This is a genomic window from Eudoraea adriatica DSM 19308 (assembly GCF_000382125.1).
GTDB classification, from domain to species: Bacteria; Bacteroidota; Bacteroidia; order Flavobacteriales; family Flavobacteriaceae; genus Eudoraea; species Eudoraea adriatica.
In genome coordinates this window covers 252,702-275,517 of the sequence record NZ_KB907550.1, presented here as the reverse complement: position 1 = coordinate 275,517, position 22,816 = coordinate 252,702, and the positions used below count along the sequence as shown (strand labels likewise).

The following is a 22,816-nucleotide window of genomic DNA, read 5'->3' as shown; positions in this document are numbered from 1 at the left end:
TATGCTCAAACAGCACTTACAGTTTAAATTATCGCAAAAGCTATCTCCGCAGCAAATTCAGTTGATGAAACTTATTCAGCTGCCTACACAGGCATTTGAACAACGAATAAGCCAGGAACTTGAAGAAAACCCCGCATTGGAACGAGGTAAAGAAGAAAAGGATTCATTAGATGATGATTTTAACGAAGACTTTGAAGGTGACTCAGAGGGCGAAAGTATAGCAGCAGAAGATATTAATATTGATGATTACTTAAGTGACGATGAGGTACCTGACTATAGAACAAGAACCAGTAATTATAGTCCGGATGATGACGAAAAAAGCATTCCTTATGCAGCCGGCATTTCGTTTCATCAGTATCTGATTAATCAATTAAACACCATATATCTCAGTGATCAGGACTGGGCAATTGCCGAATTTTTGGTTGGTAGTGTTGATGAGAGCGGATATATAAGGCGGCCCCTCGCTGATATTGCAGACGATTTGGCCTTTACTCAAAACATCTATTGTGAAGAGGAAGATATTAAACGGGTCTTAAAAATTGTCCAGGAATTGGATCCGCCCGGTATTGCTGCAAGAACATTGGACGAGTGCCTTATACTTCAGCTTAAACGCAAAGAGAGAACTTCAAGTATTGAATTGGCGATTAACATTCTGGATAAATCTTTTGAACAATTTACCAAAAAACACTTTAAAAAATTACTTCAGAAATTTGATATAACTGAAGAGGAACTTAAAGAAGCCGTTGCTGAAATTGAAAAATTAAATCCCAAGCCAGGAGGTTCTTATTCTGGCAGCAATAAGGTAATTGAACATATTGTTCCGGATTTTTCTATTAAGATTGTGGATGGAGAGCTGGAATTAACCTTAAATGGAAGAAATGCACCAGAACTTCATATTTCCAATGAGTATAGCAATATGTTGGCTGGTTATAAAGGTGCTAAGGATAAATCCAAAGCACAAAAAGATGCCGTTATGTTTATCAAGCAAAAATTGGATTCTGCCAAATGGTTTATAGATGCCGTTAAACAGCGGCAGCAAACACTATTTGTTACTATGAATGCGATAATGCAATATCAAAAAGAGTACTTTCTCAGTGGTGATGAACGGAAATTGCGACCCATGATCCTGAAAGATATTGCAGATGCTATTCACATGGACGTATCCACAGTTTCGCGGGTTGCGAATAGCAAATATGTTGACACACCTTATGGCACCAAACTAATTAAGGAATATTTCTCTGAATCAATGAAAAATGTAGAAGGAGAAGATGTTTCTACCAGGGAGATCAAAAGTATTTTGGAAACCGTAATAAAGGATGAAGAAAAGAAAAAACCACTAACAGATGATAAATTAGCAGCCATCCTAAAACAGAAGGGATATCCAATAGCAAGGCGCACTGTGGCTAAATACAGGGAACAAATGGGTATTCCTGTGGCCCGTCTAAGAAAACAGATTTAATGAAACTGTTTTTCAAAATATTCTCTTATTTGTTTCATCCTATTTTTGTGCCTGTTGCAGGAACCATAACTTATTTTGTAATAACCCCGAAATACAGCCCTCTTGAACTTCAAAGTGGCAATATTTTACCTATTTTCATTCTAACTGTTATCATACCTATTATCAGTTTTCTAATTCTGAAAAACCTGGGAGTTGTTAGTTCTATTTTTTTGCCGGGAACAAACGAACGCAAATACCCATTGATTATCCAAATTGCTTTGCTTCTGATGATCATAATAAAGGTAATCCCCAATAATTATACCCTGGAACTGTATTTTTTCTTTGTAGGATTGCTCAGTGCTACGATGGCCTGTCTGTTTTTGATTTTTCTCAAGTTTAGAACGAGTCTGCATATGGTAGGTTTGGGCAGCTTTCTTATGTTCTTAATAGCCCTGAGTATGCATTTTGAAATAAATATTATTTTTGCAATAAGTCTTTTTACTTTATTGACAGGAATACTGGCAACTGCCAGGCTTTATCTCAACAGACACAGCAGAGCTGAAGTCCTTATAGGCTTTATTATTGGATTTGGGTCGCAATTACTGACTATCAAATTCTGGCTATAGCACTAGAGAATGTAAAAGATAATTCCTATTCTTAAAGGTCTGAATTCAATTGATTCGCCTTCTACCGTGCTTATATTATCGTTGAACAAATTACTAAGTGCGTAATAGGCATGTACATTAACGGTGCTATAACCAAAATTGAGCATAATACCATATCTAAAATTACGGACATCAGTATTATTAAATGATATTTTAGCAGAGTCAGAAACAAACTTTGATCTACTCCCTACCACATAGCCTAATTTCATTCCTGCGTAAACCCGCCAAAATTTATAATCACTTGGTGTAGACGTACGCCATCTGAGTTCAATGGGAATTTCTATAACATGGGTATCCAATTTATTTCGCTTATAAGACACCTCGGAATCAAGCACAGTATATTCCAAACCATTCTCTGTTTTATCAACGAACAGGTTGGTATAATAGTTATTATAGGCATATCCCAATCCCACACCAAATCCAAAATTCCTGCGTTTGTTTAAGGGAAAGTCTTTAATAAATCCGCCCATTAAACCGTAAGAAAAATTACCCTGGGTAACACCATCTGGTTTGTTCAGCACCAAATTATATGTTATACCAAGATAAAATTGATCCTCCAGATATTTAAGATCCTCAGCCTTTGAACTCTCTTGTGCACAAAGATTTATTGTGAAACTTATAATTAAAAATAGTATATGGCGTTTCATAGGATTTTAAAGGTAAATAATAAACGAAACCAAGAACAAAAAAAAGTGCTTCAAAATATTTTTTGAAGCACTTTTTACGATTAATTAAGTATGAAAGTTAATTCTTTACTGCAAATTTCTAAAAGCATCACCCTCATAAGTCGTGTAATTGACCTTTAGAGCATTTACTTTTCTTAACTCTTGTTTTATATCCGATATAAGACCCATATTGGCGTCTTTATCTACTTTAAGAGCAGTAGTTAGGACATTCTGTAGTTCCTGAGCCTTTTTAGCTCTCTCCTGCAAAATGAAATCTCCAACTTCGGAAACGTTTGCAAATTTGTCATTCAGTTGTATTTTTGGTTCCGTACCAAAAACCTTCTGATATTCTCGGGTAGGTTTCCCTACATAGATGTATAATACCCTATCCTTTTTTTCCAGCTTCTTTACCTCACTCGCATTTGGCAAGGTATTCTGAACCATTAACGAGCTGTCTTTCATTACGGTTACCGTCATAAAAAAGAACAATAGCATGAAAACAATATCAGGCAAGGAAGCCGTAGATACCGCGGGTAAATCCCCATCTTTTTTCTTATTAAATTTTGCCATAATTATAACTTAGCTCCTGATTAATTACTGGTTGATGTTTCTGCCTCAGACAACTTTTGAGGAAAGAGTTCTTGTATTTTCTTAACCTTTTCCTTCAAATCATCCCTAATGCCTGAAGGTGTTTCAGGGTTTAGAAATTCTGATTCCATTTCTGTAAAATTTCTTCCATACAGACGTTGTCCCTCTCTATTACGAAGATCATTGTAAGCTCCTACCAACTCATTTTGAACTGTGATATAGGTGCCATAACTTGTCTCCCGGTCATTTTTCAGAGATATAATGGCTTTTGTAGGATTATCCGATGAACTGTCATCCTTTTTACCCTTACAATAGTTACAACTTCCATCACCCCCATTATCAAGAAATGCAATTGCTCTGGCTCTGAGTTGTTTAAGATCAAGCAACTCTTCTTCTACCAACAACTGACCATTCTTATTGATATTAACAGTAAAAATGTTCTTTTGTTTAATTACAACATCTGTGTCTGGCGGCTCCATCGGCGGAAGCATCCTGTCTAAACCGGCATCTGTTTCAATAGTAGTCGTTACTAAGAAAAAAATGAGCAGTAAGAAGGCAATGTCTGCCATAGATCCTGCATTAACTTCTGGTGGTCCTCCTCTTCTAGGCATAGTTTAAAATTTTTATTTGTTTGTCATTTTCTTAAAAGCACCCAAGGCCATAGCTACAACAGCTATAAGGACAAGGAGAAAAAACATATTGAGACCAGTCCCAATTCTTCTTATCGTAGTTTCTGAAGTTGCAATACCCCTGTTGGCCATTTCTTCGATACTAACATCCGTACCACTCGCAAGAACATAAGAAAAGATAACAACCAGCACAAATCCGCCAATAACCATCAGGGTTTTTTTCAGACTTTTAGGATTTGCAAATAAACTCTTTATTGTAAATACAAGACTTACGGCTACTGCTATTCCCAGCAAAATGTATGTGATAATAAACATAAAATTCATGGCAGCACTACCCACTGCTTCTGAAGCAGGAACATCTCTTCCAGGCAGCTGATACCAGAGTATAGCCGATAGCACTCCTAAAACAACCAATACTATTTTAACAATTTTATTCATAATATGTATTATTTAGTGTGCGAATTATTTTTTGTGGTCTACCAACATATCGATCAACGTGATCGACGAATCTTCCATGTCGTTTACAATAGAATCTATTTTAGCAATAATATAATTATAAAAAATCTGAAGAATAATAGCCGTTATCAAACCAAAAACCGTAGTTAATAAAGCAACCTGAATGTCCCCTGCAATTAATGAGGCACTAAGGTTACCAACCGCACTAATCTTCTGGAAAGCCTGAATCATACCAATAACCGTTCCCATGAATCCTAACATAGGTGCAATAGCGATAAATAAGGACAACCAGGAAACATTTTTCTCTAACTGACCCATCTGAACACCACCATAAGCCACTACTGCCTTTTCAGCAGATTCAATGCTCTCGCCTGCTCTGTCCAGACCCTGGTAATAAATAGACGCAACGGGTCCTTTCGTATTTCTGCATACTTCCTTTGCAGCTTCAACACCTCCGGATGCAAGGGCATCTTCCACTTGTTGCTTCAATTTTGAAGTATTGGTACTTGCCATATTTAAATAAATGATTCTTTCAATAGCAACTGCCAAACCTAAAATTAAACATAATAGAACAATCCCCATGAATCCAGCTCCACCTTGAATGAACTGCTCTTTTAAAACCTGGGTAAAACCTTTAGCCGATTCACCTGCAGCTTCTTCCTGAAGCATAATAGTAGCAGTAGCTGCTGTTGCAGATAAATTGGAAACTATTGCGCTCGCTTTTGCGCTTACCGTATTTGTGTTTAGAACAAATAACCCGGCCATTGCCAGGATCGAGAATAATCTTTTCATTTCTTTCAAACTTAAATTTAGTTAGTTAATAGGGTTAAAGATAAAAAAAAAATACAATTAAAAAATTAAATCTTTGCACTATTAGGAGGCCATTATTACCGAATTTGATAATTCTTTCCCATTCGTGTTAAAAATGTTAATTTTGGTTTCATTATATCCAAAAAACTAATTACAGATTTTTTGTTCCTAGCAGAGAGGAAGGGATTCGAACCCTCGATACACTTTTGGTGTATACACACTTTCCAGGCGTGCGCCTTCGACCACTCGGCCACCTCTCTATACTGTAAATTACAGGGCGAGCAATTAACAAAAAAAAATTTGGTTTAAAAAACTTTCATCACTTAATTTTAGGACAATTCTCCTCTTAATGAAGTTTCAAAAATTGTTCTAAATGATTTATGTGAAACACCACTGCCCAAAAGGTACATAAGTTTGGTGATTGCTGCTTCGGAAGTGATATCACTTCCATCTATGAGCTGAATTTTCCTCAGTTCTTCACTTGTACTATATCTGCCCATAATTACTGAACCCCCGGAACATTGAGTTACATTTACAATATGCAACCCTTTCTTTATTGCTTCCTTAAGATCTGACAATAACCACTCATCCGTTGGAGCATTACCTGCGCCATACGTCTCAAAAACCAGTGCTTTCAAATTGGGTATGTTCAGTATTCCATGTAGCAATTCACGGCTAAATCCTGGAAAAAGTTTAAAAATTGCCACATTCGTGTCCATTGTCTTATGGACTGCCAGCTTTTGATTTTTTTTATGTTTCAGAAGATAATTACGATTTATCTTTAAATGAACACCGGACTCCGCCAAAGCCGGAAAATTTAATGAAGAGAAGGCCTGAAAGTGCTCAGCATTAATTTTGGTGGTTCTGTTTGCGCGGTATAATTTGTATTCAAAATATAGGCACACCTCCTGTATTACCGCCTGGCTGTTTTCCTGCAATGCTGCTATCTGAATAGAGGTGATCAGATTTTCCTTGGCATCAGTACGCAGGTCTCCAATAGGCAATTGTGAACCCGTAAAAATTACAGGTTTAGAGAGATTTTCCAGCATATAACTCAAGGCTGATGAAGAATAGCTCATAGTATCACTACCCTGAAGTACAACAAACCCGTCATAGCTGTCATAATGCTTTTCAATTATAGAGGCTATTTCAACCCAATGTGAAGGGTTCATATCAGAGGAGTCTATTGGTTGCTTAAATGATATACTTTCAATTTTACAATCCAATTGGCTTAATTCGGGGATATAAGTAACTAACTTTTTAAAGTCAAAAGCTCTTAAAGTTCCGGAAGGATAATCTTTTACCATACCTATAGTACCCCCCGTATAAATAAGTAATATTCTGACTTTTTTGCCCATTTAGCAAAGTGAATTTTTGTTGAGAACTATTTTATAAATATCGCTTTTGTGACTTCATAAGGTTTATATTCCAAATACCTCTTTTGAATTCCTGGTCGTAATATCGGCAACAACTTTCTCGTCCAGACCATAGATTTGGGAGAGCTTTTTTAAAACCTCCAGTAAATATACACTTTCATTGCGTTTACCTCTATAGGGTGCAGGGGCCAGGTAAGGGCTATCTGTTTCCAATACAATATGATTCAGGTCAATCCTGTTTAAAAACGTATCAATTTTTCCGTTTTTAAAGGTAACTACTCCTCCTATCCCCAGCTTCATATTATAACTCAATGCCCTTTTCGCCTGTTCTTCAGTACCTGTAAAACAGTGAAAAATCCCAAAAAGATCCTCTGATTTTTCTTCTTCGAGGACTTCAAAAATTTCATCGAAAGAGTCTCTGCAATGAATGACTATAGGTAAGCTATATTTTTTTGCCAGGCTTATTTGAAATTTGAAGGCTTTTCGCTGTTCTTTTATATAAGTCTTATCCCAATAGAGATCTATTCCTATCTCGCCTACCGCATAGAAATGTCTTTGAGACAACATATGTTCAACATGTTTGAGTTCTTCTTTATAACCATCTTTTACATGAGTGGGGTGTAAACCCATCATCAAAAACATGTTTTCAGGATATCGCTTTTCAAGATCCAGCATGGATTGGGTATAGCCAGCATCTATAGCCGGTATAAAAAAGCGTGTGATACCATTGCTTATGGCTTTTTGTATGACTTCATCCCTATCCTCATCAAAGGCTTCATTATACAAATGGGTATGGGTATCCGTTATAATCATAGAGCAAAAATAGAATTATCTTTGTCAAAAAACATATTGAATGAGTAAACTGAAGAAACTTTTAAAAAATAAAGGATATGCCAAAATTCCACTGGTTCTTGGGGACACCAACCATTTGGAAGTTACTGCCCGCATTAATGGAGTTTCCGGGCGCTTTATTTTAGATACAGGTGCATCTAATACCTGTGTGGGCGTTGATAAAGCCGGCTATTTTAAACTTGTTTCAAAGGACTCTGAGATCAAAGCCGCTGGCGCCGGAGCTACCGACATGGATACACTGGTTTCAGTAAAAAATAAAATTGAAATGGGAGGATGGAAAAAGGCAAAACAACAGATAGTAGTGTTTGACCTGGTGCATGTTAATGAAGCCCTCAAAGCACATAAATCCCTTCCGGTAGATGGGATCATTGGGGCAGATATCCTGATAAAATGTAAGGCAGTGATTGATTATGCTTCCAGAAATCTATTTTTAAAAAACAAAAAATAGCCTTAGTACAATTCTACTCCTTATAATTCTATAACTCCAGTGACTTTTCAGGAGATCCATCCATTAATATTTCCACAGGGTTTTCCAAAGCTTCTTTTACTTCCACCAGAAATCCTACGGATTCTTTCCCATCAATAATTCGATGATCATAGGATAATGCAACGTACATTATTGGCGCAATAACTATAGCGCCTTCCTTTACAACAGGCCTTTCTACAATATTATGCATACCTAGAATTCCGCTTTGGGGTGGATTTATTATGGGGGTGGATAACATTGATCCAAAAACTCCTCCATTGGAAATCGTAAAAGTCCCTCCGGTCATTTCGTCTACGGTAATCTGTCCATCCCGTGCTCTAATAGCAAGACGTTTAACTTCTGCTTCAATACCTCTAAATGTAAGATTTTCAGCATTTCTTATAACCGGCACCATCAGACCTTTTGGACCAGAAACGGCAATACTTATATCACAAAAATCAAAAGATACCATCTCTTTGCCATCAATCATGGAATTTACAGAAGGGAACATTTGCAATGCCCTGATCACAGCCTTTGTAAAAAATGACATAAATCCAAGACTTACATCATGTTTATCTTTGAACGTTTCCTTGTATTGTTTTCGTAATGCAAAAATTGCCGACATGTCTACTTCATTAAATGTAGTAAGCATAGCCGTTTCGTTTTTAGCAGCTACAAGTCGTTCTGCCACTTTGCGTCTTAACATGGAAAGCTTAGTTCTTTGTTCTCCTCGCTTACCACCTGTAGGAGTGCCCATTGAAGGAACAGATTTCACCGCATCTTCTTTGGTAATTCTTCCATCCTTGCCTGTTCCTTTTAAACTTGCGGCATCTATGCCTTTCTCGTCAAGTATTTTTCGGGCAGCAGGCGAAGGCACGCCTTTAGCATAGGACTCTTTTGCAACTTCTTCCCTGACATTTTCTTCCTGCCGGACAGCAACTTCAGTTTTGTCAACCTTGGTTTTTTCGGTACTTACATCTCCATCTTTTGGTTTTTCCGCACTGGTATCTATCAGGCAGACAACTTCTCCAACGGCCACAGCATCTCCTTCTTCGGCTTTCAAGGTAATTATACCACTCTCTTCAGCGGGCAATTCCAGAGTTGCTTTATCCGAATCTACTTCGGCAATTGCCTGGTCCTTTTCAACATAGTCTCCATCGCTAACCAGCCATTCTGCTATTTCAACTTCGGTAATGGATTCACCCGGAGATGGAACTTTCATTTCTAAAATCATGCCTTACACTTTTATATCAGTTTCTTTAATTATTATTACTAATAAAATCTTCTTTTACCGGAAGATAATCCATTCTAATCTCTCCATTGACTTCAATGCGATCAAAATATAATTTGGCTCCTATTGAATCTTCCATTTCCAATGCATTTTGCAAACTTAAATGCAAGTGAGCTTCTGTTGAATTCCCGGAGTTACCGCATTTGGCAATAATTTCTCCCTTTCTTATGTCTTGCCCCTCTTCCACAACTATTGAGTTCTTCATTAAATGCGCCAGTAGCACATACTCATCTCTATCGGTTCGCAAGACTATCGTATTTCCTGTCACTTCCTGCACATTGGTTTCTCCCGGAATATTGTCAGGCACCCCATCAATTACTTTAACCACCCGGCCATCACATGGTGCTATGATATCTTCACCGAATGCGAAATAGCTTTCGTTTAGTAAAGGATCTCCCTCATAAGAGGCCCCGTCTTTTACCTTCAAAATATCGTAGGCATATTGCTGTGTCTCTTCAAGAACATGATAATTCTCCGCTTCCGTAACTCCTCCCCAATATACAAACCATTCCCCATTAAACGGTAAACTAATTAAGGTAGTATTTCTTTCCAGTATCGGTTTCTCCAGAGGCTTAGTCCTGGAAATTGACAAACCATTTATCTTATTCTGAGGCGATAGTGTAACTGTCATATCTGCTACAGACTTATCAAAAATTACCCTGTAAACATGTGCACCTTCCCGCAAAGTATAAAATTGCATAGATTCGATCTCACCGGTTAATCTCTTAATATTTTTTTCAAAGAAATTTCTGGTTTCAATACTGGTGTATGCATTTTTCATCCCGGCATCGTATAAATCGTAAATACCATCGTAATCACCATTGTTAAAGCGCTCGGTAAATACGGAAACAAACCTTTCATAATTAGGTTGCTCATCCTGCGAGAATAATTTAAGAGAAATGAATACCAATACTATTAGTACAATTCTCATGCCTTCCCGTATTCATTTTTAGTAACCCGTCTGGTCATATTGTCTTTGGTTTTATCAAAGACGTAATCTATAACCTGCTGCTGTCGTAACTTGGACCGAACGGCACTACCGGCCGCAGGAGATGCATAAAAACGTCTTGATGCTACACGAAACTTTTGAGCCTCGCCATAATGGGTAAACATATGGCTCCATGCACCCATATTCCTTGGTTCTTCCTGCGCCCAAACCCAATCATTGGCCTTTTTATACTTCTTGATAATTGCCGTCATTTTTTGCTCAGGCACCGGAAATAGTTGCTCCACCCGTACTAAAGCAACATCATCTCGATTATTGGCTTCTTTAAAGGCAAGCAAGTCGTAATAGAATTTTCCGGTACAGAAAACAAGGCTTCTGACCTTATTAATATCCGCACTGGCGTCATCTATTACCTCCTCAAAACAGCCATTGGAAAACTCCTCTACACTGGATACAGCTCTTGGATGACGCAATAGACTTTTAGGTGTAAACACAATTAAGGGTTTTCTAAAATTTGCTTTCATCTGCCTTCTTAACAAATGAAACATGTTCGCAGGAGTAGTACAGTCTGTGACATACATATTGTCTCTTGCACATAATTGAAGATACCTTTCCATTCTTGCTGAGGAGTGCTCTGCACCCTGCCCCTCATATCCATGAGGCAGAAGCATTACAAGCCCATTTTGTAATTTCCATTTATCTTCTGCTGCTGAAATATACTGATCTATCATTATCTGGGCCCCATTACTAAAATCACCAAACTGGGCTTCCCATATGGTTAGCGTATTTGGACTGGCCATGGCATACCCGTAATCAAAACCTACAACACCGTATTCCGATAAAAGAGAATTATATATCTGAAATCTGCCCTGCGTTTCACTCAGATTGTTTAATAACATTATCTCTTCCTCACTCTCTTCCACTTTCATTACTGCATGGCGGTGTGAGAAAGTCCCTCTTTCTACATCCTGCCCGGACATACGAACATCAAAACCTTCTTCTAAGAGGGTGCCGTAGGCAAGTAATTCTCCCATTGCCCAATCCAGCTTATCTGTCTCAAAGAACATTTTTTTCCGATCCCCCACGAGTTTTTCAACTTTACGCAAAAACTTTTTATCCTTTGGTAGCTGCGTAATAACCTTTGCAATTTCAGCTAATTTTGCTTTATCATAGGTTGTATCTACGGGATCTAGCATCTCCCATTCACGGACATTTTGAAAACCACTCCACTCATCAGCCATAAACGGGGTAATAATGGTCTTATCTTCTTTTCTGGAATCTTCCAGTTCTTCCTCCAGACTTTCTTTATACTCCAGTTCCAACTCCTTAACAAAATCTTTATTTATGATTCCCTCTTCAATTAACTTTTCGGAATATATATCTCTTGGATTCTTATGCTTGGCTATGGCCTTATACAATTTAGGCTGCGTAAAACGAGGCTCATCGCCTTCATTATGCCCATACTTTCTATAGCCCAGTAAGTCGAGAAAAACATCACTTTTAAAACGCATTCTATATTCCAAAGCAAACAGGGAAGCATGAACCACGGCCTCTACATCATCAGAATTAACATGTAAAACAGGACTTAAGGTAACTTTGCCAACATCCGTGCAATATGTGGAAGATCTACCATCGAGATAATTCGTAGTAAACCCAATTTGATTGTTTACCACAATATGAATTGTACCATTGGTCTTATAACCATCTAATTGTGCCATTTGTACTAATTCATAGGCTATTCCCTGTCCGGCAATAGCGGCATCTCCATGAACTACAATTGGCAAAACTTTAGAAAAGTCCTCCGGATAATGTGCATCTTGTTTTGCCCTGCTAATACCTTCGACTACTGCACCGACGGTTTCCAGATGCGAAGGGTTGGGAGCAATATTCATATTAATTTTATTCCCATTTTCTGTCTTGCGCTCGGAGGTCCAACCCAAATGATACTTTACGTCCCCGTCAAAAATTTCCTCCTCATAGTCCTTGCCTTCAAACTCACTAAAAATATCTTTGGCAGATTTTCCAAAAATATTGGTCAGAACGTTAAGTCTTCCCCTATGGGCCATCCCCATAACAAATTGCTTGACGCCCATTTCAGCTGCTTTTCCTATAACCGCATCAATTGCAGGGATAAGCGATTCATTTCCTTCCAGTGAAAATCTTTTTTGACCCACATATTTTGTGTGTAAAAATGCTTCAAAAGATACGGCCTGATTAAGTTTTCGAAGAATCTGTTTCTTACGGCCAGCGTCGAAATTCGGATGATTGTCATTTACATTTAACCATTCCTGTATCCATTGAACACGTTCCGGTTTTCTAATGTACATGTATTCCACACCAGTAGCGTCACAATATATGCGTTGCAAATGGCTGATTATCTCACTTAACTTTCTCGGACCCAACCCAATCACTTCACCAGCATTAAACACAGTATCCAAATCATCTTTGGATAATCCAAAATTTTCTATGTCCAGGGTTGGCGTATATTTCCTTCTTTCTCTAACAGGGTTGGTTTTGGTAAACAGATGACCCCTGCTACGGTATCCATCAATTAACTTTACCACTTGAAATTCTTTGAACAAGGTCTCAGGAATCGAAACCGCCTGTCCATCAACAATAACCGGTGAGCCGTTTAGATCGGATATGCCTACTTCATCGAGGGCACTTTCCATTCCAAAATCAAATCCCTGAAAAAAAGCCCGCCAACTAGGCTCAACACTGTCGGGACTTGTGAGATACCTGTCATATAATTCAGCAAAGAAAGACGTATGCGCGGTATTTAAAAAGGAATATTTATCCATAAACGCCAAATCAATATATTGTAAAAAATTAGATCAAAAATACAATAATTAATAGTTTATGAGATTATATAAGGGTGTATTAATTAAAAATCATAGCTCATGGCCTTGAAACGATTATTCAGATATAAGTATTTTGCTTTGGTAGTGGTTTTCACCTTGGTGAGTCTGACTTCTTATTCACAGCAATTGAAACCACAAAATGAGTTTTGGAGAAATGTGCGATATGGAGGTGCCTTAGGTCTGGGATTCGGAAGTAATAGCTTTAGTATTGCAGTTGCTCCGAGTGCTATTTATCAGGTAAGTGAAATGTTTGGAACAGGTTTAGGATTGAATTTTGAATATTCCAAATTCGGAGATTCTGAATTTACCGCTTATGGGGGAAGCATTTTAAACTTTTTTAATCCAATACCACCTATACAATTATCAGCCGTACTTCAACAATTAAGGGTTAGTACGAATTATAGTTCTTCTTCTCTCTTGCTGGATGAAAACTACTGGACTACCGCTCTTTTTATGGGAGTGGGATACAGCACCAGAAATGTTACTTTTGGCATCCAATACGATGTGTTACATAATGACCGAAGTATTTATGCCGATCCCTGGGTGCCATTCATAAGGGTGTTTTTCTAGATTCGTATTCGATATAGCAACTATTTATACTTATGCCGAAACCATACTTTTTGCCAGACCCTTTTTAAAATAAGAAATGTATAATGTTCACTAATATGCTGATCACCAATGTTCAATGTTTTTTTTGCCGTTGCTTCAGGTAAATCCACAACATACAGGAGATTTAAAAAATCTGAAAAATTCTCCTCAATCAGAAATTGAATGTTTTTTTGCAGTAAATATTTGAGTTCATTCGGATTGCACCCGGCCGGTAAGTCCAATGTTAAATTAGCTAAACCAAAATCCTTTTGAATTTGCATTACAAGATCTTCGTACAACTGAACCGAACTTGCATACCAAATTAATTCCCCGCTTTCTTTGAATTCAGGCATCATATAATGCAGAAACGTTATTTATTCAAAACTACTAAAGCCACCTGCAACAGCTTTCAGGATAACTATTTTTTTCATTTCAACAAGTAACTTTTTGGCGTTTAATTTCGTATTTTTTGTTCCCAGTCCCAGGCAGATTTCATAGCCTGGTCTAAGGTAGAACATGCTTTCCAACCTAAAACCTCATTGGCTTTTTTAGTATCGGCATATGCAGTGGTAATATCACCGGGCCTCCTTTCTACGATAGAATAATTAAGTTTCTTTCCGGAAACCCGCTCAAAACTAGCAATAACTTCAAGTACCGAACTTCCCTGGCCTGTTCCTACATTATAGACTTCATAATTCTCCGGGTTCTCTCCTTTTAAAAGCCGTTCTAAAGCTACTACATGGGCTTTTGCCAGATCAACCACATGTATATAATCTCTAATACATGTGCCATCCGGTGTCGGGTAATCATCCCCAAAAACCGAGAGTTGTTCTCTTAAACCAATCCCCGTTTGTGTGATAAATGGAACCAAATTTTGTGGGACACCAATTGGTAGTTCTCCTATTTCCGCACTTGGATGAGCCCCCATTGGGTTAAAATATCTTAAAGAGATAGCTTGCAATCCGGAATTTACTTTACAAGTATCTTTAATAATTTCCTCTCCAATCTGTTTTGTATTACCGTAGGGTGATTCTGCCATTTTCACCGGAGCATCCTCCGTAATAGGCATTTTATCTGCTTGTCCGTAAACAGTACATGAGGAACTGAAAATAAAACTCTGCCTTTTTTTTGCGGTTATCTCCTTCAGCAGATATATGAGAGTACTTAAATTGTTTTCATAATAGTGCAAAGGTTTTTCCACACTTTCCCCAACGGCTTTTGAAGCAGCAAAATGAATTGTTCCCATTATATCTGCGTGCCTTGTGAAAAAATCCCCAACCTTTTCTTTTTCCCGCAAATCAATTTTCTCATAAACCGGCCTTTTACCCGTAATTGCAAAAATGCCTTCCAGGACATTCTCGGAGGAATTGGAACAATCGTCTATGATTACAACTTCATAGCCAGAATTCTGCAACTCTACCACAGTATGTGATCCAATAAATCCGAGCCCCCCGGTTACAAGTATTTTCATTAATAGCTTTTTAATTTAAAATGAGTAGTCAAACGGTGGTTGCCAGGAATCAAATAACTAATTTTTTAAAAACTGAATTACCGTATCAGTGATAAATGAGATTTGGTCATCCTCCAATTCTGTATGCATAGGAAGTGATATAACTTCGTTGATAAGCGCATTGGTCACAGGAAAATCAGATTCCCTGTATCGTGGATCCGCATAAGCTTTTTGTTTATGTAATGGAATTGGGTAATAAATTCCAAAAGGGATATTATTTTCAGCCAGATGCGTGGCCAGTCCATCTCTTTTGTCATTCATAATTCGAATTGTAAATTGATGGAACACATGACAATCACAGTCTTCGCAAAACCCGGAACAAGCAATTCCGGTTTTAGGTAAAACGATCAAATCATGTCCCCGGAAAGCGTTCATATATTTACGGGCAGCCTCTCTCCTCCTGCTGCAATATGCGTCAAGATGTGGTAGCTTTGCGCTTAAAACGGCTGCCTGGATAGTATCTAATCTGGAATTCACACCAACAACATCATGATGGTAACGGGTATACATTCCGTGGTTAACAATTCCTCTTATAGTATGAGCCAGTTCATCGTCATCTGTAAATATTGCCCCACCATCTCCATAGCAACCCAGATTTTTGGATGGAAAAAAAGAGGTAGAGGCCACATGGCCAATTGTACCGGCTTTTTTCTTCTTACCATTCTTATAGGTATAATTGGCACCTATAGCCTGGGCATTATCTTCTATAACAAAAAGGTCATGTTTTGCAGCAATACTCATGATGGCCTCCATATTTGCGCACTGACCAAAAAGATGAACAGGCACAATAGCTTTGGTTTTTGAAGTTATGGCCTTTTCAATGGCATTTGGGTCTATATTAAAAGAGTCTGGTTCAACATCCACTAATACCGGTGTCAGCCTTAATAAGGCGATTACTTCAACAGTAGCTGCAAAAGTAAAATCTGCAGTAATAACCTCATCTCCCGGCTGAAGCCCCAGACCCATCATAGCAATTTGAAGGGCGTCTGTGCCATTAGCACATGGAATTACATGTTTTACCTGTAAATAATTTTCCAATTCTTTTTGAAAGGAATGCACCTCCGGTCCATTTATGAAAGTTGCAGAATTTAATATCTGATTTATGGACTCATCTACCTGCTTTTTAATGCCTTGGTACTGACCTATAAGATCAACCATTTGTAGCTTTTTCATAAGCGCTTGTTAAGTGAACAATATTACAAAAATAAGGAACCCCGGCCAATGAAATTTAACAAAGAAGCGTATTTTAGCTGCAAATTCACAGTACGTGTATATCCTTTATAATTTAGCAATATATATTACCTCCTTATTCCTGCCTGTAATTGCATTATTCAATGCCAAAGTCAGCCTTTTCGTCAATGGAAGAAAAAGTGTTCTCACTGAATTAAAAAAACATATTACAGATAAAGATTCTACTATTTGGATACACGCTGCCTCTCTTGGGGAATATGAACAAGGGTTGCCAATTGTAGAAAAACTAAAAGCAGAGTATCCCACATTTAAAATTGTAGTCTCATTTTTTTCCCCATCCGGTTATGAAGTAATAAAGCAATCCGCCACTGCCGATTTGGTAACTTATCTTCCGCTCGATACGGCTCACAATGTTAAGAGGTTTATTAAATTACTGCAACCAAAAATAGCCATTTTCATAAAGTATGAAATCTGGCCAAATATGCTAAAAGAACTTCAAAACAAGGGTATTCCCATCCTTCTTATTTCCGCAATTTTTAAAAATGATCAGACCTATTTCAAATGGTATGGCGGATTTATGAGAGATGCGTTGGAAAGATTCTCGCATTTCTTTATTCAGGATTCTGAATCGGAAAAATTATTGAATTCTATAGGCATCCATAATACCACTATAACCGGTGACACAAGATTTGACCGGGTTTCTGAAATTCTACAGCAAAACAATAGGCTGGAATTTATGGATAATTTCACTCAAAATAACTCTTGTTTTGTAATGGGCAGTACATGGCCTGAGGATGAAGAGCTATTGGTAGCATATATTAATGCATCTTCGCATGAAATGAAATACGTAATTGCTCCTCATAATATCGTTCCTAAAGAAATAGCGCGACTTCAGCACCAAATAAAAAAGCGGACGGTTTTATTATCTGAAATTTCGGAAAACTCTCCAGTGGATCCTGAAGTTATGATAGTAGATACTATCGGACTATTGACCAAAATCTACAGTTATGCGGATATCGCTTATGTAGGAGGGGCTTTCACAGCAGGAGGGCTTCACAACACCCTGGAACCTGCTGTGTTTGGGATACCGGTTATTATTGGTCCAAATTATACCGGATTTAAGGAAGCTGAAGAATTGGTTAAGCTTAGAGGAATTTTTACAGTCAGCGATATAGCGGAGTTTACCCACCTGGCGGATAAATTTATTCTGGATTCTGATTTCAGAACTGAAACCGGTTCTATAAATACCTCTTACATCAGCAATAATAAAGGAGCAAGCATCCAAGTAATGAATCATATACGTACATTACTGTAGTTATTCATAGTTGATTAGATAGAATTATGACAAAGTAATATTGGTTGTCGAGGAGTCGCACAATAGTAAATTGAACTTTTTCTAAACCGGTATATTTTTTGCGATTACACTAAAAACAGGACTGATGAAATTTGCCCCTTTTCACACCTTAATGATATGTCTTTTGATTTGTTCAATATCCTGCAAGGATAATCCATCGGAAGCTAATGAACCAGACAAGAAACAGAACATCGTACCCAATTCTGAACGCAATTTTGACAATAAGAAAAATCAGGATATAAAAGAAGATCCCGGCACCTTAAAACCTACAAAAGAACAATTGGACAGGGCTATTGAAAAAAAGAAAAAAAATAGTATTTTGGATTCTTTGAAACCAAAGACTGCCTGACTTCCATTCCTATTTGATATTCTCTTCCTTTTTTTTTGCTAGATTTACCAAAACCAGCAAACCATGGACAAAAGGATTTTCAGAATATCACTAACCGCCGCATTGGCAGGTTTTTTATTTGGCTTTGATACCGTTGTAATTAGCGGGGCCAATTTGCCTATTAAAGAATTGTGGAACACTTCACCATGGTTCCATGGAACTTTTATAATGTCCATGGCTTTGTGGGGTACGGTATTAGGGTCACTTTTTGGAGGTATACCATGTGATCTTTTTGGTCGGAAAAAGACCTTATTCTGGATTGGTGTTTTATATTTTGTATCCGCTATGGGGTCTGCTTTGGCCGTTGACCCCTATATGTTTTCTTTCTTCCGGTTCATTGGAGGCCTGGGAGTGGGTGCTTCCTCTGTTGCTGCTCCAATTTATGTTTCGGAGATATCATCATCTAAGAACCGGGGACAATTAGTAGCTCTGTATCAATTCAATATTGTTTTCGGGATTTTTGTGGCCTTTATTTCCAATTATTTGCTCAAAGGTTTCGACGGTGCCAATGACTGGCGCTGGATGCTTGGGGTAGAGGCTATTCCTGCCTTAATATACAGTATAATGGTTCTCAAAATTCCCAACAGCCCTCGATGGCTGGTTATAAAAAAACAAGACAATACAAGGGCGTTAAAAGTGTTGGAATTTCTTTCAAATAAAGAACATGCAAAGCAAAAGCTCGAAGAAATAAAGAATTCCTTTAAGACTACGGATGTAAAAGAAAAGCTCTTTACAAGCAAATACAAAAAACCACTTATACTCGCTTTTTTACTTGCTTTCTTCAACCAGTTGTCCGGCATAAATTTTGTGCTTTATTACGCACCCGAGATTTTGGAAAGGGCAGGCCTGGCTGCCAGGGAATCCTTGTTCAGTTCTATTTCCATAGGTATCGTCAATTTAATTTTTACCCTTGTGGGGATACGATTAATTGATAAGATGGGCAGACGCAAATTAATGTATATAGGCTCTATAGGCTATATCATTAGTCTGGCGATGGTGGGTTGGTGTTTTTACAGCGGAGCCGATTCTACTGTACTTCTTATTTTTATTCTGATTTTTATAGCTTCACACGCTATCGGGCAAGGTGCTGTTATATGGGTTTTTATCTCAGAGATTTTTCCAAACAAGGTAAGAGCATTTGGCCAGTCATGGGGCACAGGCACGCATTGGGTTTTTGCCGCTTTAATCACACTCGTTACTCCAATATTCCTGGATGCCAATGATGGGATTTTTAAGGACAACCCCTGGCCAATCTTTATATTCTTTTCCTTTATGATGGTATTACAATTGTTATTTGTAATATTTATGATGCCTGAAACCAAAGGAATTTCACTCGAGGACTTAGAAAAGATGCTAAGCCCGGATAAAAGTTCTTAAAAAGGAAACTCCCTTTTACCGAAAATTCAGGTATTACATCTCAAAAAGGCCTGTTGTGATGGACTTTTAGTCGAATTATGGTATTCCAAATGTAATTTTATTGTCATAAATATGTACATTGTAGGAAATTATATGAATTATGGAAGATCAATTAACATTTGGCACAAAGCTCCTTAATGGGTTCCTGAGCATAATGGTAGTGGTTTTGGTCTTAATTTTAGCCGCCGTAGTGATTTGTCTTATTTTGGCAGGTCTTGGCTTCTTTTAGAAAAGACACAAATCCGGTTTTCCCCAATCTTGCCCCCTTAACTTTTCCTATTTACTCTTTTTTTTGACCGTTTGGAATTTATTAGCCGGATATCCTTTTATCAGCTTAGGATAAAAGTGATATTCAACAAAGGAATTGCCAAAAAAAGTTATTGCCATTGACTTTCCAAACAGTTTTGTTGCTGAACTAATATCTCCAAATTCCGGTTAGTTCGGTCTTAGTTCCCAACAGGTAGTTGGAACTCCGATTCAACAAACACTCATCTCATTATTTTTTCAGAGCAAATTATTCCTGTTAATAACCATCTACTTATGTATATTGCAAATAGAAACTTTAAAGAAGATTTAATGCGCTTCAGGACTCTTCCGTATTTTCTTTTACTAATTACAGGATTATTTAGCTGCAATCAATTAGAGAAAACAAAGACCATTAAATTGGCTCATGGGCTGGATGTAAATCACTCCGTTCACAAAGCTATGGTTAAAATGGGAGAGGATTTAAAAGAACTTTCAGGCGGCAAACTCGGCCTGGAAATATATCCCAGTCAGCAATTAGGAACCGAGCGACAATGTCTGGAGCTTTTACAAATTGGAAGCCTGGATATGACCAAAGTTTCTGTCGGTGTACTTGAAAATTTTGCTCCCAAAATGAAAGTCCTGGGACTACCTTTTCTTTTCAGGGACAGGGCACATGCTTTTAAAGTATTAGACGGACCTGTGGGGCAACAATTATTGGAGGATGGAGAAAAATACTGGCTTAAAGGTTTGGGCTATTATGATGCCGGCAGCAGAAGTTTTTATACAAAAGACAGGCCAATAAATTCTCCCGAAGACCTTGACGGGCTAAAAATAAGAGTGATGGAAAGTGTTACTGCCATAGATATGGTATCTGGTCTGGGAGGTTCCCCAACGCCTATTTCCTGGGGTGAATTGTATACGTCTCTGCAACAAGGGGTGGTAGATGGTGCAGAAAACAATCCACCAAGTTTCTACTTATCACGTCATTATGAAGTTTGTAAATACTATACGCTGGATGAGCATACAGTTTTACCCGATGTACTTCTGGCCGGAACACATTTATGGAAAAGACTTTCTACAGAAGAAAAAGAATGGCTTACACAGGCTGTTGAAAAATCTATTATTTATCAGAGGAAATTATGGCTACAGTCCGAAGAAGAAGCATTGAATGCAGTGCAACAGGCTGGTGTTGAGATTATCAGACCAGATAAAAGCCTGTTTTCTGAAAAGGTTAAGGGCATTTACCAACAGTACGAAACGAATGAAGAACTATACACACTAATACGAAAGATTCAGGAAACACAATAAATGGAACTAAGAAAAAAGATAGATAAGATTCTGGCCAGGCTTTTGATACTCATTATGAGCATTATGGTAATTAATGTTCTCTGGCAGGTGTTTAGCAGGTATTTTTTGGGAGCCCCCAGCTCCTTTACCGATGAACTGGCGAGATACCTGATGATATGGGTAGGTATACTGGGAGCAGCCTATGTTTCAGGCAGAAATAAGCATGTTGCCATAGATGTCCTTCCCTCTCGATTAAGCACAAAAACTCAAAAAAAATTAAAACTAATAGTCCGGGTTTTAATTATCCTTTTCTGCTTGTTTGCTTTGGTCATTGGCGGTTCCAGATTAGTCTATGTTACTTATGTCTTAGACCAATACTCCCCTGCATTGCAAATGCCATTAGCTGCAGTATACATAATTATACCTGTTAGTGGTTTGCTAATCATATATTATAAAATGTCAGATATTTTAAATCAATAAAAGCTATGGATTATATTCCTATTCTTGTTTTGGTGATAAGCTTTATTTGCTTGCTGGCTATTGGCACCCCTGTGGCCTGGAGTATTACTATATCTGCATTGCTCACCATGTTGGTGAGCATACCGGCATTACCTGCACTTACAACGGTCGCTCAACGTATTGGGACAGGACTGGACAGTTTTGCACTCCTCGCCATTCCATTTTTTATTCTCTCCGGTGAATTAATGAACAAAGGAGGTATAGCACACCGGTTGATAGCCTTTGCAAAAACATTGGTTGGTGCGCTACCCGGTGGACTGGCACTAATAAATATAATTTCAGCTATGTTAATGGGTGCTATTGCGGGATCGGCTATGGCATCGGCATCTGCTATGGGAAGTATTTTGGGCCCTGAAATGGAAAAAGACGGATACTCCAAAGAGTTTGGTGCTGCTGTGAACATAACTTCCGCTACCACCGGACTCCTTATTCCTCCCAGTAACGTTCTGATAGTATATTCCCTGGCAAGTGGCGGGGCATCTATAGCAGCCTTATTTTTAGCAGGATATATTCCCGGTATCCTCACTGGTTTATTATTAATGCTCGTAGCTTCTTTCTGGGCCAGAAAAAAAGGGTATAAGCTTGGAAAACCAAGTACATTCAAGAATATATTTAAAACATTTATTGATGCGGTTCCCAGCTTATTTATGTTGGTGGTTGTAATAGGAGGCATAGTAACAGGCATATTTACAGCTACCGAAGCATCCGCTATTGCTGTGCTTTACAGCGTTATACTTGGCTTTATTTATAAAGAAATCACCTTTGATAAACTACCCCAAATTTTATTGGACTCATCTGCTACAACAGCGATCGTAATGTTATTGATAGGGGCATCCATGAGCATGTCATGGGCACTGTCTTTCGAAAATATTCCCCAGGATATAAGTACCGGTTTGCTGAGTATTAGTGATAATAAAATTATGATATTACTTATCATAAATCTACTGCTGCTGTTTGTTGGCATATTTATGGATATGACTCCGGCGGTACTTATATTCACACCCATATTTTTACCTGTAGTGATGAAACTTGGCCTGGATCCTGTGCATTTTGGAATTATTATGATTTTGAACCTATGTATAGGTTTGTGCACTCCACCGGTAGGCTCAGTGTTATTTGTAGGTGTTGGCATCGCCAATACCACCATCGAAAAAGTAATTAAACCACTCCTTCCCCTTTTTGTGGTAATGATTATTGCCTTGTTTCTGATTACCTATTTCCCACAATTAAGCCTTTGGCTGCCAGGCTTGTTTGATTTGTAATACGAGCCATAT

General features: G+C 38.0%; 24 protein-coding genes and 1 tRNA gene. 11 read left to right on the top strand and 14 right to left on the bottom strand.

The genetic code is table 11. The annotated features are described in order from the left end of the window. The first annotated feature begins 1 nt into the window (after position 1). Both rpoN and G504_RS0113280 read left to right on the top strand, forming a co-directional pair. On the top strand, positions 2-1,459 hold the full coding sequence (rpoN, locus tag G504_RS0113285) for an RNA polymerase factor sigma-54 (RefSeq protein WP_019670680.1): 1,458 nt from the start codon (positions 2-4) through the stop codon (positions 1,457-1,459). Further along, entirely contained in the window at positions 1,459-2,064 is a 606-nt protein-coding gene (locus tag G504_RS0113280; protein WP_026348578.1) for a hypothetical protein, read from the top strand. The genes rpoN and G504_RS0113280 overlap by 1 nt, the downstream gene beginning before the upstream one ends. Positions 2,065-2,066: 2 nt before the next feature. On the opposite strand, the gene G504_RS0113275 is transcribed toward G504_RS0113280, so the two are convergent. From G504_RS0113275 to G504_RS0113240, 8 genes are all read right to left on the bottom strand, one after another. Beyond that, positions 2,067-2,750: a porin family protein gene (locus tag G504_RS0113275; protein WP_019670678.1), complete on the bottom strand. Its 684-nt coding sequence runs from the start codon at positions 2,748-2,750 to the stop codon at positions 2,067-2,069. Positions 2,751-2,855: 105 nt separating this feature from the next. Further along, entirely contained in the window at positions 2,856-3,338 is a 483-nt protein-coding gene (locus G504_RS0113270; protein WP_019670677.1) for an ExbD/TolR family protein, read from the bottom strand. Positions 3,339-3,358: 20 nt separating this feature from the next. Then, on the bottom strand, positions 3,359-3,967 hold the full coding sequence (locus tag G504_RS0113265; RefSeq protein ID WP_019670676.1) for an ExbD/TolR family protein: 609 nt from the start codon (positions 3,965-3,967) through the stop codon (positions 3,359-3,361). 12 nt (positions 3,968-3,979) lie between these two features. Beyond that, entirely contained in the window at positions 3,980-4,423 is a 444-nt protein-coding gene (locus G504_RS0113260) for a hypothetical protein (RefSeq protein WP_019670675.1), read from the bottom strand. 24 nt (positions 4,424-4,447) lie between these two features. After that, a complete protein-coding gene (locus tag G504_RS0113255; RefSeq protein ID WP_019670674.1) occupies positions 4,448-5,233 on the bottom strand; it encodes a MotA/TolQ/ExbB proton channel family protein in 786 nt (261 codons plus the stop codon). Positions 5,234-5,423: 190 nt separating this feature from the next. Next, positions 5,424-5,511: transfer RNA gene (locus G504_RS0113250), tRNA-Ser, on the bottom strand. A 69-nt stretch (positions 5,512-5,580) separates the two neighbouring features. After that, positions 5,581-6,609, bottom strand: a complete 1,029-nt coding sequence (locus tag G504_RS0113245; protein WP_019670673.1) for an asparaginase — start codon at positions 6,607-6,609, stop codon at positions 5,581-5,583. A gap of 63 nt (positions 6,610-6,672) precedes the next feature. After that, positions 6,673-7,440, bottom strand: a complete 768-nt coding sequence (locus G504_RS0113240) for a TatD family hydrolase (RefSeq protein WP_019670672.1) — start codon at positions 7,438-7,440, stop codon at positions 6,673-6,675. Between the two features lie 40 nt (positions 7,441-7,480). Between G504_RS0113240 and G504_RS0113235 the strand changes: the two genes are divergently transcribed. Continuing rightward, positions 7,481-7,927: a retropepsin-like aspartic protease gene (locus tag G504_RS0113235; protein WP_019670671.1), complete on the top strand. Its 447-nt coding sequence runs from the start codon at positions 7,481-7,483 to the stop codon at positions 7,925-7,927. 28 nt (positions 7,928-7,955) lie between these two features. Here G504_RS0113235 and odhB read toward each other — a convergent pair whose 3' ends face one another. The 3 genes from odhB to G504_RS0113220 are packed head-to-tail and all read right to left on the bottom strand — an operon-like array spanning position 7,956 to position 12,983. Continuing rightward, on the bottom strand, positions 7,956-9,179 hold the full coding sequence (gene odhB / locus G504_RS0113230) for a 2-oxoglutarate dehydrogenase complex dihydrolipoyllysine-residue succinyltransferase (RefSeq protein ID WP_019670670.1): 1,224 nt from the start codon (positions 9,177-9,179) through the stop codon (positions 7,956-7,958). Between the two features lie 25 nt (positions 9,180-9,204). Next, positions 9,205-10,167: a peptidoglycan DD-metalloendopeptidase family protein gene (locus tag G504_RS0113225; RefSeq protein ID WP_019670669.1), complete on the bottom strand. Its 963-nt coding sequence runs from the start codon at positions 10,165-10,167 to the stop codon at positions 9,205-9,207. Beyond that, the gene (locus G504_RS0113220) at positions 10,164-12,983 is read right to left on the bottom strand and encodes a 2-oxoglutarate dehydrogenase E1 component (protein ID WP_019670668.1); all 2,820 of its coding nucleotides are present in this window, start codon (positions 12,981-12,983) and stop codon (positions 10,164-10,166) included. Before G504_RS0113220 ends, G504_RS0113225 begins: the two co-directional genes overlap by 4 nt. Positions 12,984-13,082: 99 nt before the next feature. Between G504_RS0113220 and G504_RS0113215 the strand changes: the two genes are divergently transcribed. Beyond that, the gene (locus tag G504_RS0113215) at positions 13,083-13,613 is read left to right on the top strand and encodes a hypothetical protein (protein ID WP_019670667.1); all 531 of its coding nucleotides are present in this window, start codon (positions 13,083-13,085) and stop codon (positions 13,611-13,613) included. A gap of 20 nt (positions 13,614-13,633) precedes the next feature. On the opposite strand, the gene G504_RS0113210 is transcribed toward G504_RS0113215, so the two are convergent. The 3 genes from G504_RS0113210 to G504_RS0113200 form a co-directional block, all read right to left on the bottom strand. Then, on the bottom strand, positions 13,634-13,987 hold the full coding sequence (locus tag G504_RS0113210; protein WP_019670666.1) for a hypothetical protein: 354 nt from the start codon (positions 13,985-13,987) through the stop codon (positions 13,634-13,636). A 98-nt stretch (positions 13,988-14,085) separates the two neighbouring features. After that, a complete protein-coding gene (gene galE / locus G504_RS0113205) occupies positions 14,086-15,102 on the bottom strand; it encodes a UDP-glucose 4-epimerase GalE (protein WP_019670665.1) in 1,017 nt (338 codons plus the stop codon). A gap of 57 nt (positions 15,103-15,159) precedes the next feature. Continuing rightward, complete coding sequence (locus G504_RS0113200) at positions 15,160-16,314, bottom strand: DegT/DnrJ/EryC1/StrS family aminotransferase (RefSeq protein WP_019670664.1); 1,155 nt, start codon at positions 16,312-16,314, stop codon at positions 15,160-15,162. A gap of 94 nt (positions 16,315-16,408) precedes the next feature. Here G504_RS0113200 and G504_RS0113195 point away from each other — a divergent pair, with 94 nt between their 5' ends. The 7 genes from G504_RS0113195 (at position 16,409) to G504_RS0113165 (ending at position 22,804) form a co-directional block, all read left to right on the top strand. Then, positions 16,409-17,647, top strand: a complete 1,239-nt coding sequence (locus tag G504_RS0113195) for a 3-deoxy-D-manno-octulosonic acid transferase (protein ID WP_019670663.1) — start codon at positions 16,409-16,411, stop codon at positions 17,645-17,647. Between the two features lie 124 nt (positions 17,648-17,771). Next, on the top strand, positions 17,772-18,035 hold the full coding sequence (locus G504_RS0113190) for a hypothetical protein (protein ID WP_019670662.1): 264 nt from the start codon (positions 17,772-17,774) through the stop codon (positions 18,033-18,035). Positions 18,036-18,098: 63 nt separating this feature from the next. Continuing rightward, a complete protein-coding gene (locus G504_RS0113185) occupies positions 18,099-19,451 on the top strand; it encodes a sugar porter family MFS transporter (protein ID WP_019670661.1) in 1,353 nt (450 codons plus the stop codon). 139 nt (positions 19,452-19,590) lie between these two features. Then, positions 19,591-19,719 (top strand): hypothetical protein, encoded by a 129-nt coding sequence (locus G504_RS20075; protein ID WP_262493645.1) that lies wholly within the window; start codon positions 19,591-19,593, stop codon positions 19,717-19,719. Positions 19,720-20,030: 311 nt separating this feature from the next. Then, complete coding sequence (locus tag G504_RS0113175) at positions 20,031-21,044, top strand: TRAP transporter substrate-binding protein (protein WP_019670659.1); 1,014 nt, start codon at positions 20,031-20,033, stop codon at positions 21,042-21,044. Then, positions 21,045-21,503: a TRAP transporter small permease gene (locus tag G504_RS0113170; RefSeq protein WP_019670658.1), complete on the top strand. Its 459-nt coding sequence runs from the start codon at positions 21,045-21,047 to the stop codon at positions 21,501-21,503. A 5-nt stretch (positions 21,504-21,508) separates the two neighbouring features. Then, complete coding sequence (locus G504_RS0113165) at positions 21,509-22,804, top strand: TRAP transporter large permease (protein WP_019670657.1); 1,296 nt, start codon at positions 21,509-21,511, stop codon at positions 22,802-22,804. The last annotated feature ends 12 nt before the right edge of the window (positions 22,805-22,816 follow it).

What these genes read in the sequence shown, in the direction of transcription:
- galE (WP_019670665.1), bottom strand. Translation starts at nt 15,102, where the DNA reads ATGAAAATACTTGTAACCGGGGGGCTCGGATTTATTGGATCACATACT.
- G504_RS0113275 (WP_019670678.1), bottom strand. Translation starts at nt 2,750, where the DNA reads ATGAAACGCCATATACTATTTTTAATTATAAGTTTCACAATAAATCTT.
- G504_RS20075 (WP_262493645.1), top strand. Translation starts at nt 19,591, where the DNA reads ATGGAAGATCAATTAACATTTGGCACAAAGCTCCTTAATGGGTTCCTG.
- G504_RS0113225 (WP_019670669.1), bottom strand. Translation starts at nt 10,167, where the DNA reads ATGAGAATTGTACTAATAGTATTGGTATTCATTTCTCTTAAATTATTC.
- G504_RS0113190 (WP_019670662.1), top strand. Translation starts at nt 17,772, where the DNA reads ATGAAATTTGCCCCTTTTCACACCTTAATGATATGTCTTTTGATTTGT.
- G504_RS0113220 (WP_019670668.1), bottom strand. Translation starts at nt 12,983, where the DNA reads ATGGATAAATATTCCTTTTTAAATACCGCGCATACGTCTTTCTTTGCT.
- G504_RS0113210 (WP_019670666.1), bottom strand. Translation starts at nt 13,987, where the DNA reads ATGATGCCTGAATTCAAAGAAAGCGGGGAATTAATTTGGTATGCAAGT.
- G504_RS0113255 (WP_019670674.1), bottom strand. Translation starts at nt 5,233, where the DNA reads ATGAAAAGATTATTCTCGATCCTGGCAATGGCCGGGTTATTTGTTCTA.
- odhB (WP_019670670.1), bottom strand. Translation starts at nt 9,179, where the DNA reads ATGATTTTAGAAATGAAAGTTCCATCTCCGGGTGAATCCATTACCGAA.
- G504_RS0113240 (WP_019670672.1), bottom strand. Translation starts at nt 7,440, where the DNA reads ATGATTATAACGGATACCCATACCCATTTGTATAATGAAGCCTTTGAT.
- G504_RS0113260 (WP_019670675.1), bottom strand. Translation starts at nt 4,423, where the DNA reads ATGAATAAAATTGTTAAAATAGTATTGGTTGTTTTAGGAGTGCTATCG.
- G504_RS0113280 (WP_026348578.1), top strand. Translation starts at nt 1,459, where the DNA reads ATGAAACTGTTTTTCAAAATATTCTCTTATTTGTTTCATCCTATTTTT.
- G504_RS0113170 (WP_019670658.1), top strand. Translation starts at nt 21,045, where the DNA reads ATGGAACTAAGAAAAAAGATAGATAAGATTCTGGCCAGGCTTTTGATA.
- G504_RS0113235 (WP_019670671.1), top strand. Translation starts at nt 7,481, where the DNA reads ATGAGTAAACTGAAGAAACTTTTAAAAAATAAAGGATATGCCAAAATT.
- G504_RS0113270 (WP_019670677.1), bottom strand. Translation starts at nt 3,338, where the DNA reads ATGGCAAAATTTAATAAGAAAAAAGATGGGGATTTACCCGCGGTATCT.
- G504_RS0113185 (WP_019670661.1), top strand. Translation starts at nt 18,099, where the DNA reads ATGGACAAAAGGATTTTCAGAATATCACTAACCGCCGCATTGGCAGGT.
- G504_RS0113165 (WP_019670657.1), top strand. Translation starts at nt 21,509, where the DNA reads ATGGATTATATTCCTATTCTTGTTTTGGTGATAAGCTTTATTTGCTTG.
- G504_RS0113175 (WP_019670659.1), top strand. Translation starts at nt 20,031, where the DNA reads ATGTATATTGCAAATAGAAACTTTAAAGAAGATTTAATGCGCTTCAGG.
- G504_RS0113200 (WP_019670664.1), bottom strand. Translation starts at nt 16,314, where the DNA reads ATGAAAAAGCTACAAATGGTTGATCTTATAGGTCAGTACCAAGGCATT.
- rpoN (WP_019670680.1), top strand. Translation starts at nt 2, where the DNA reads ATGCTCAAACAGCACTTACAGTTTAAATTATCGCAAAAGCTATCTCCG.
- G504_RS0113265 (WP_019670676.1), bottom strand. Translation starts at nt 3,967, where the DNA reads ATGCCTAGAAGAGGAGGACCACCAGAAGTTAATGCAGGATCTATGGCA.
- G504_RS0113245 (WP_019670673.1), bottom strand. Translation starts at nt 6,609, where the DNA reads ATGGGCAAAAAAGTCAGAATATTACTTATTTATACGGGGGGTACTATA.
- G504_RS0113215 (WP_019670667.1), top strand. Translation starts at nt 13,083, where the DNA reads ATGGCCTTGAAACGATTATTCAGATATAAGTATTTTGCTTTGGTAGTG.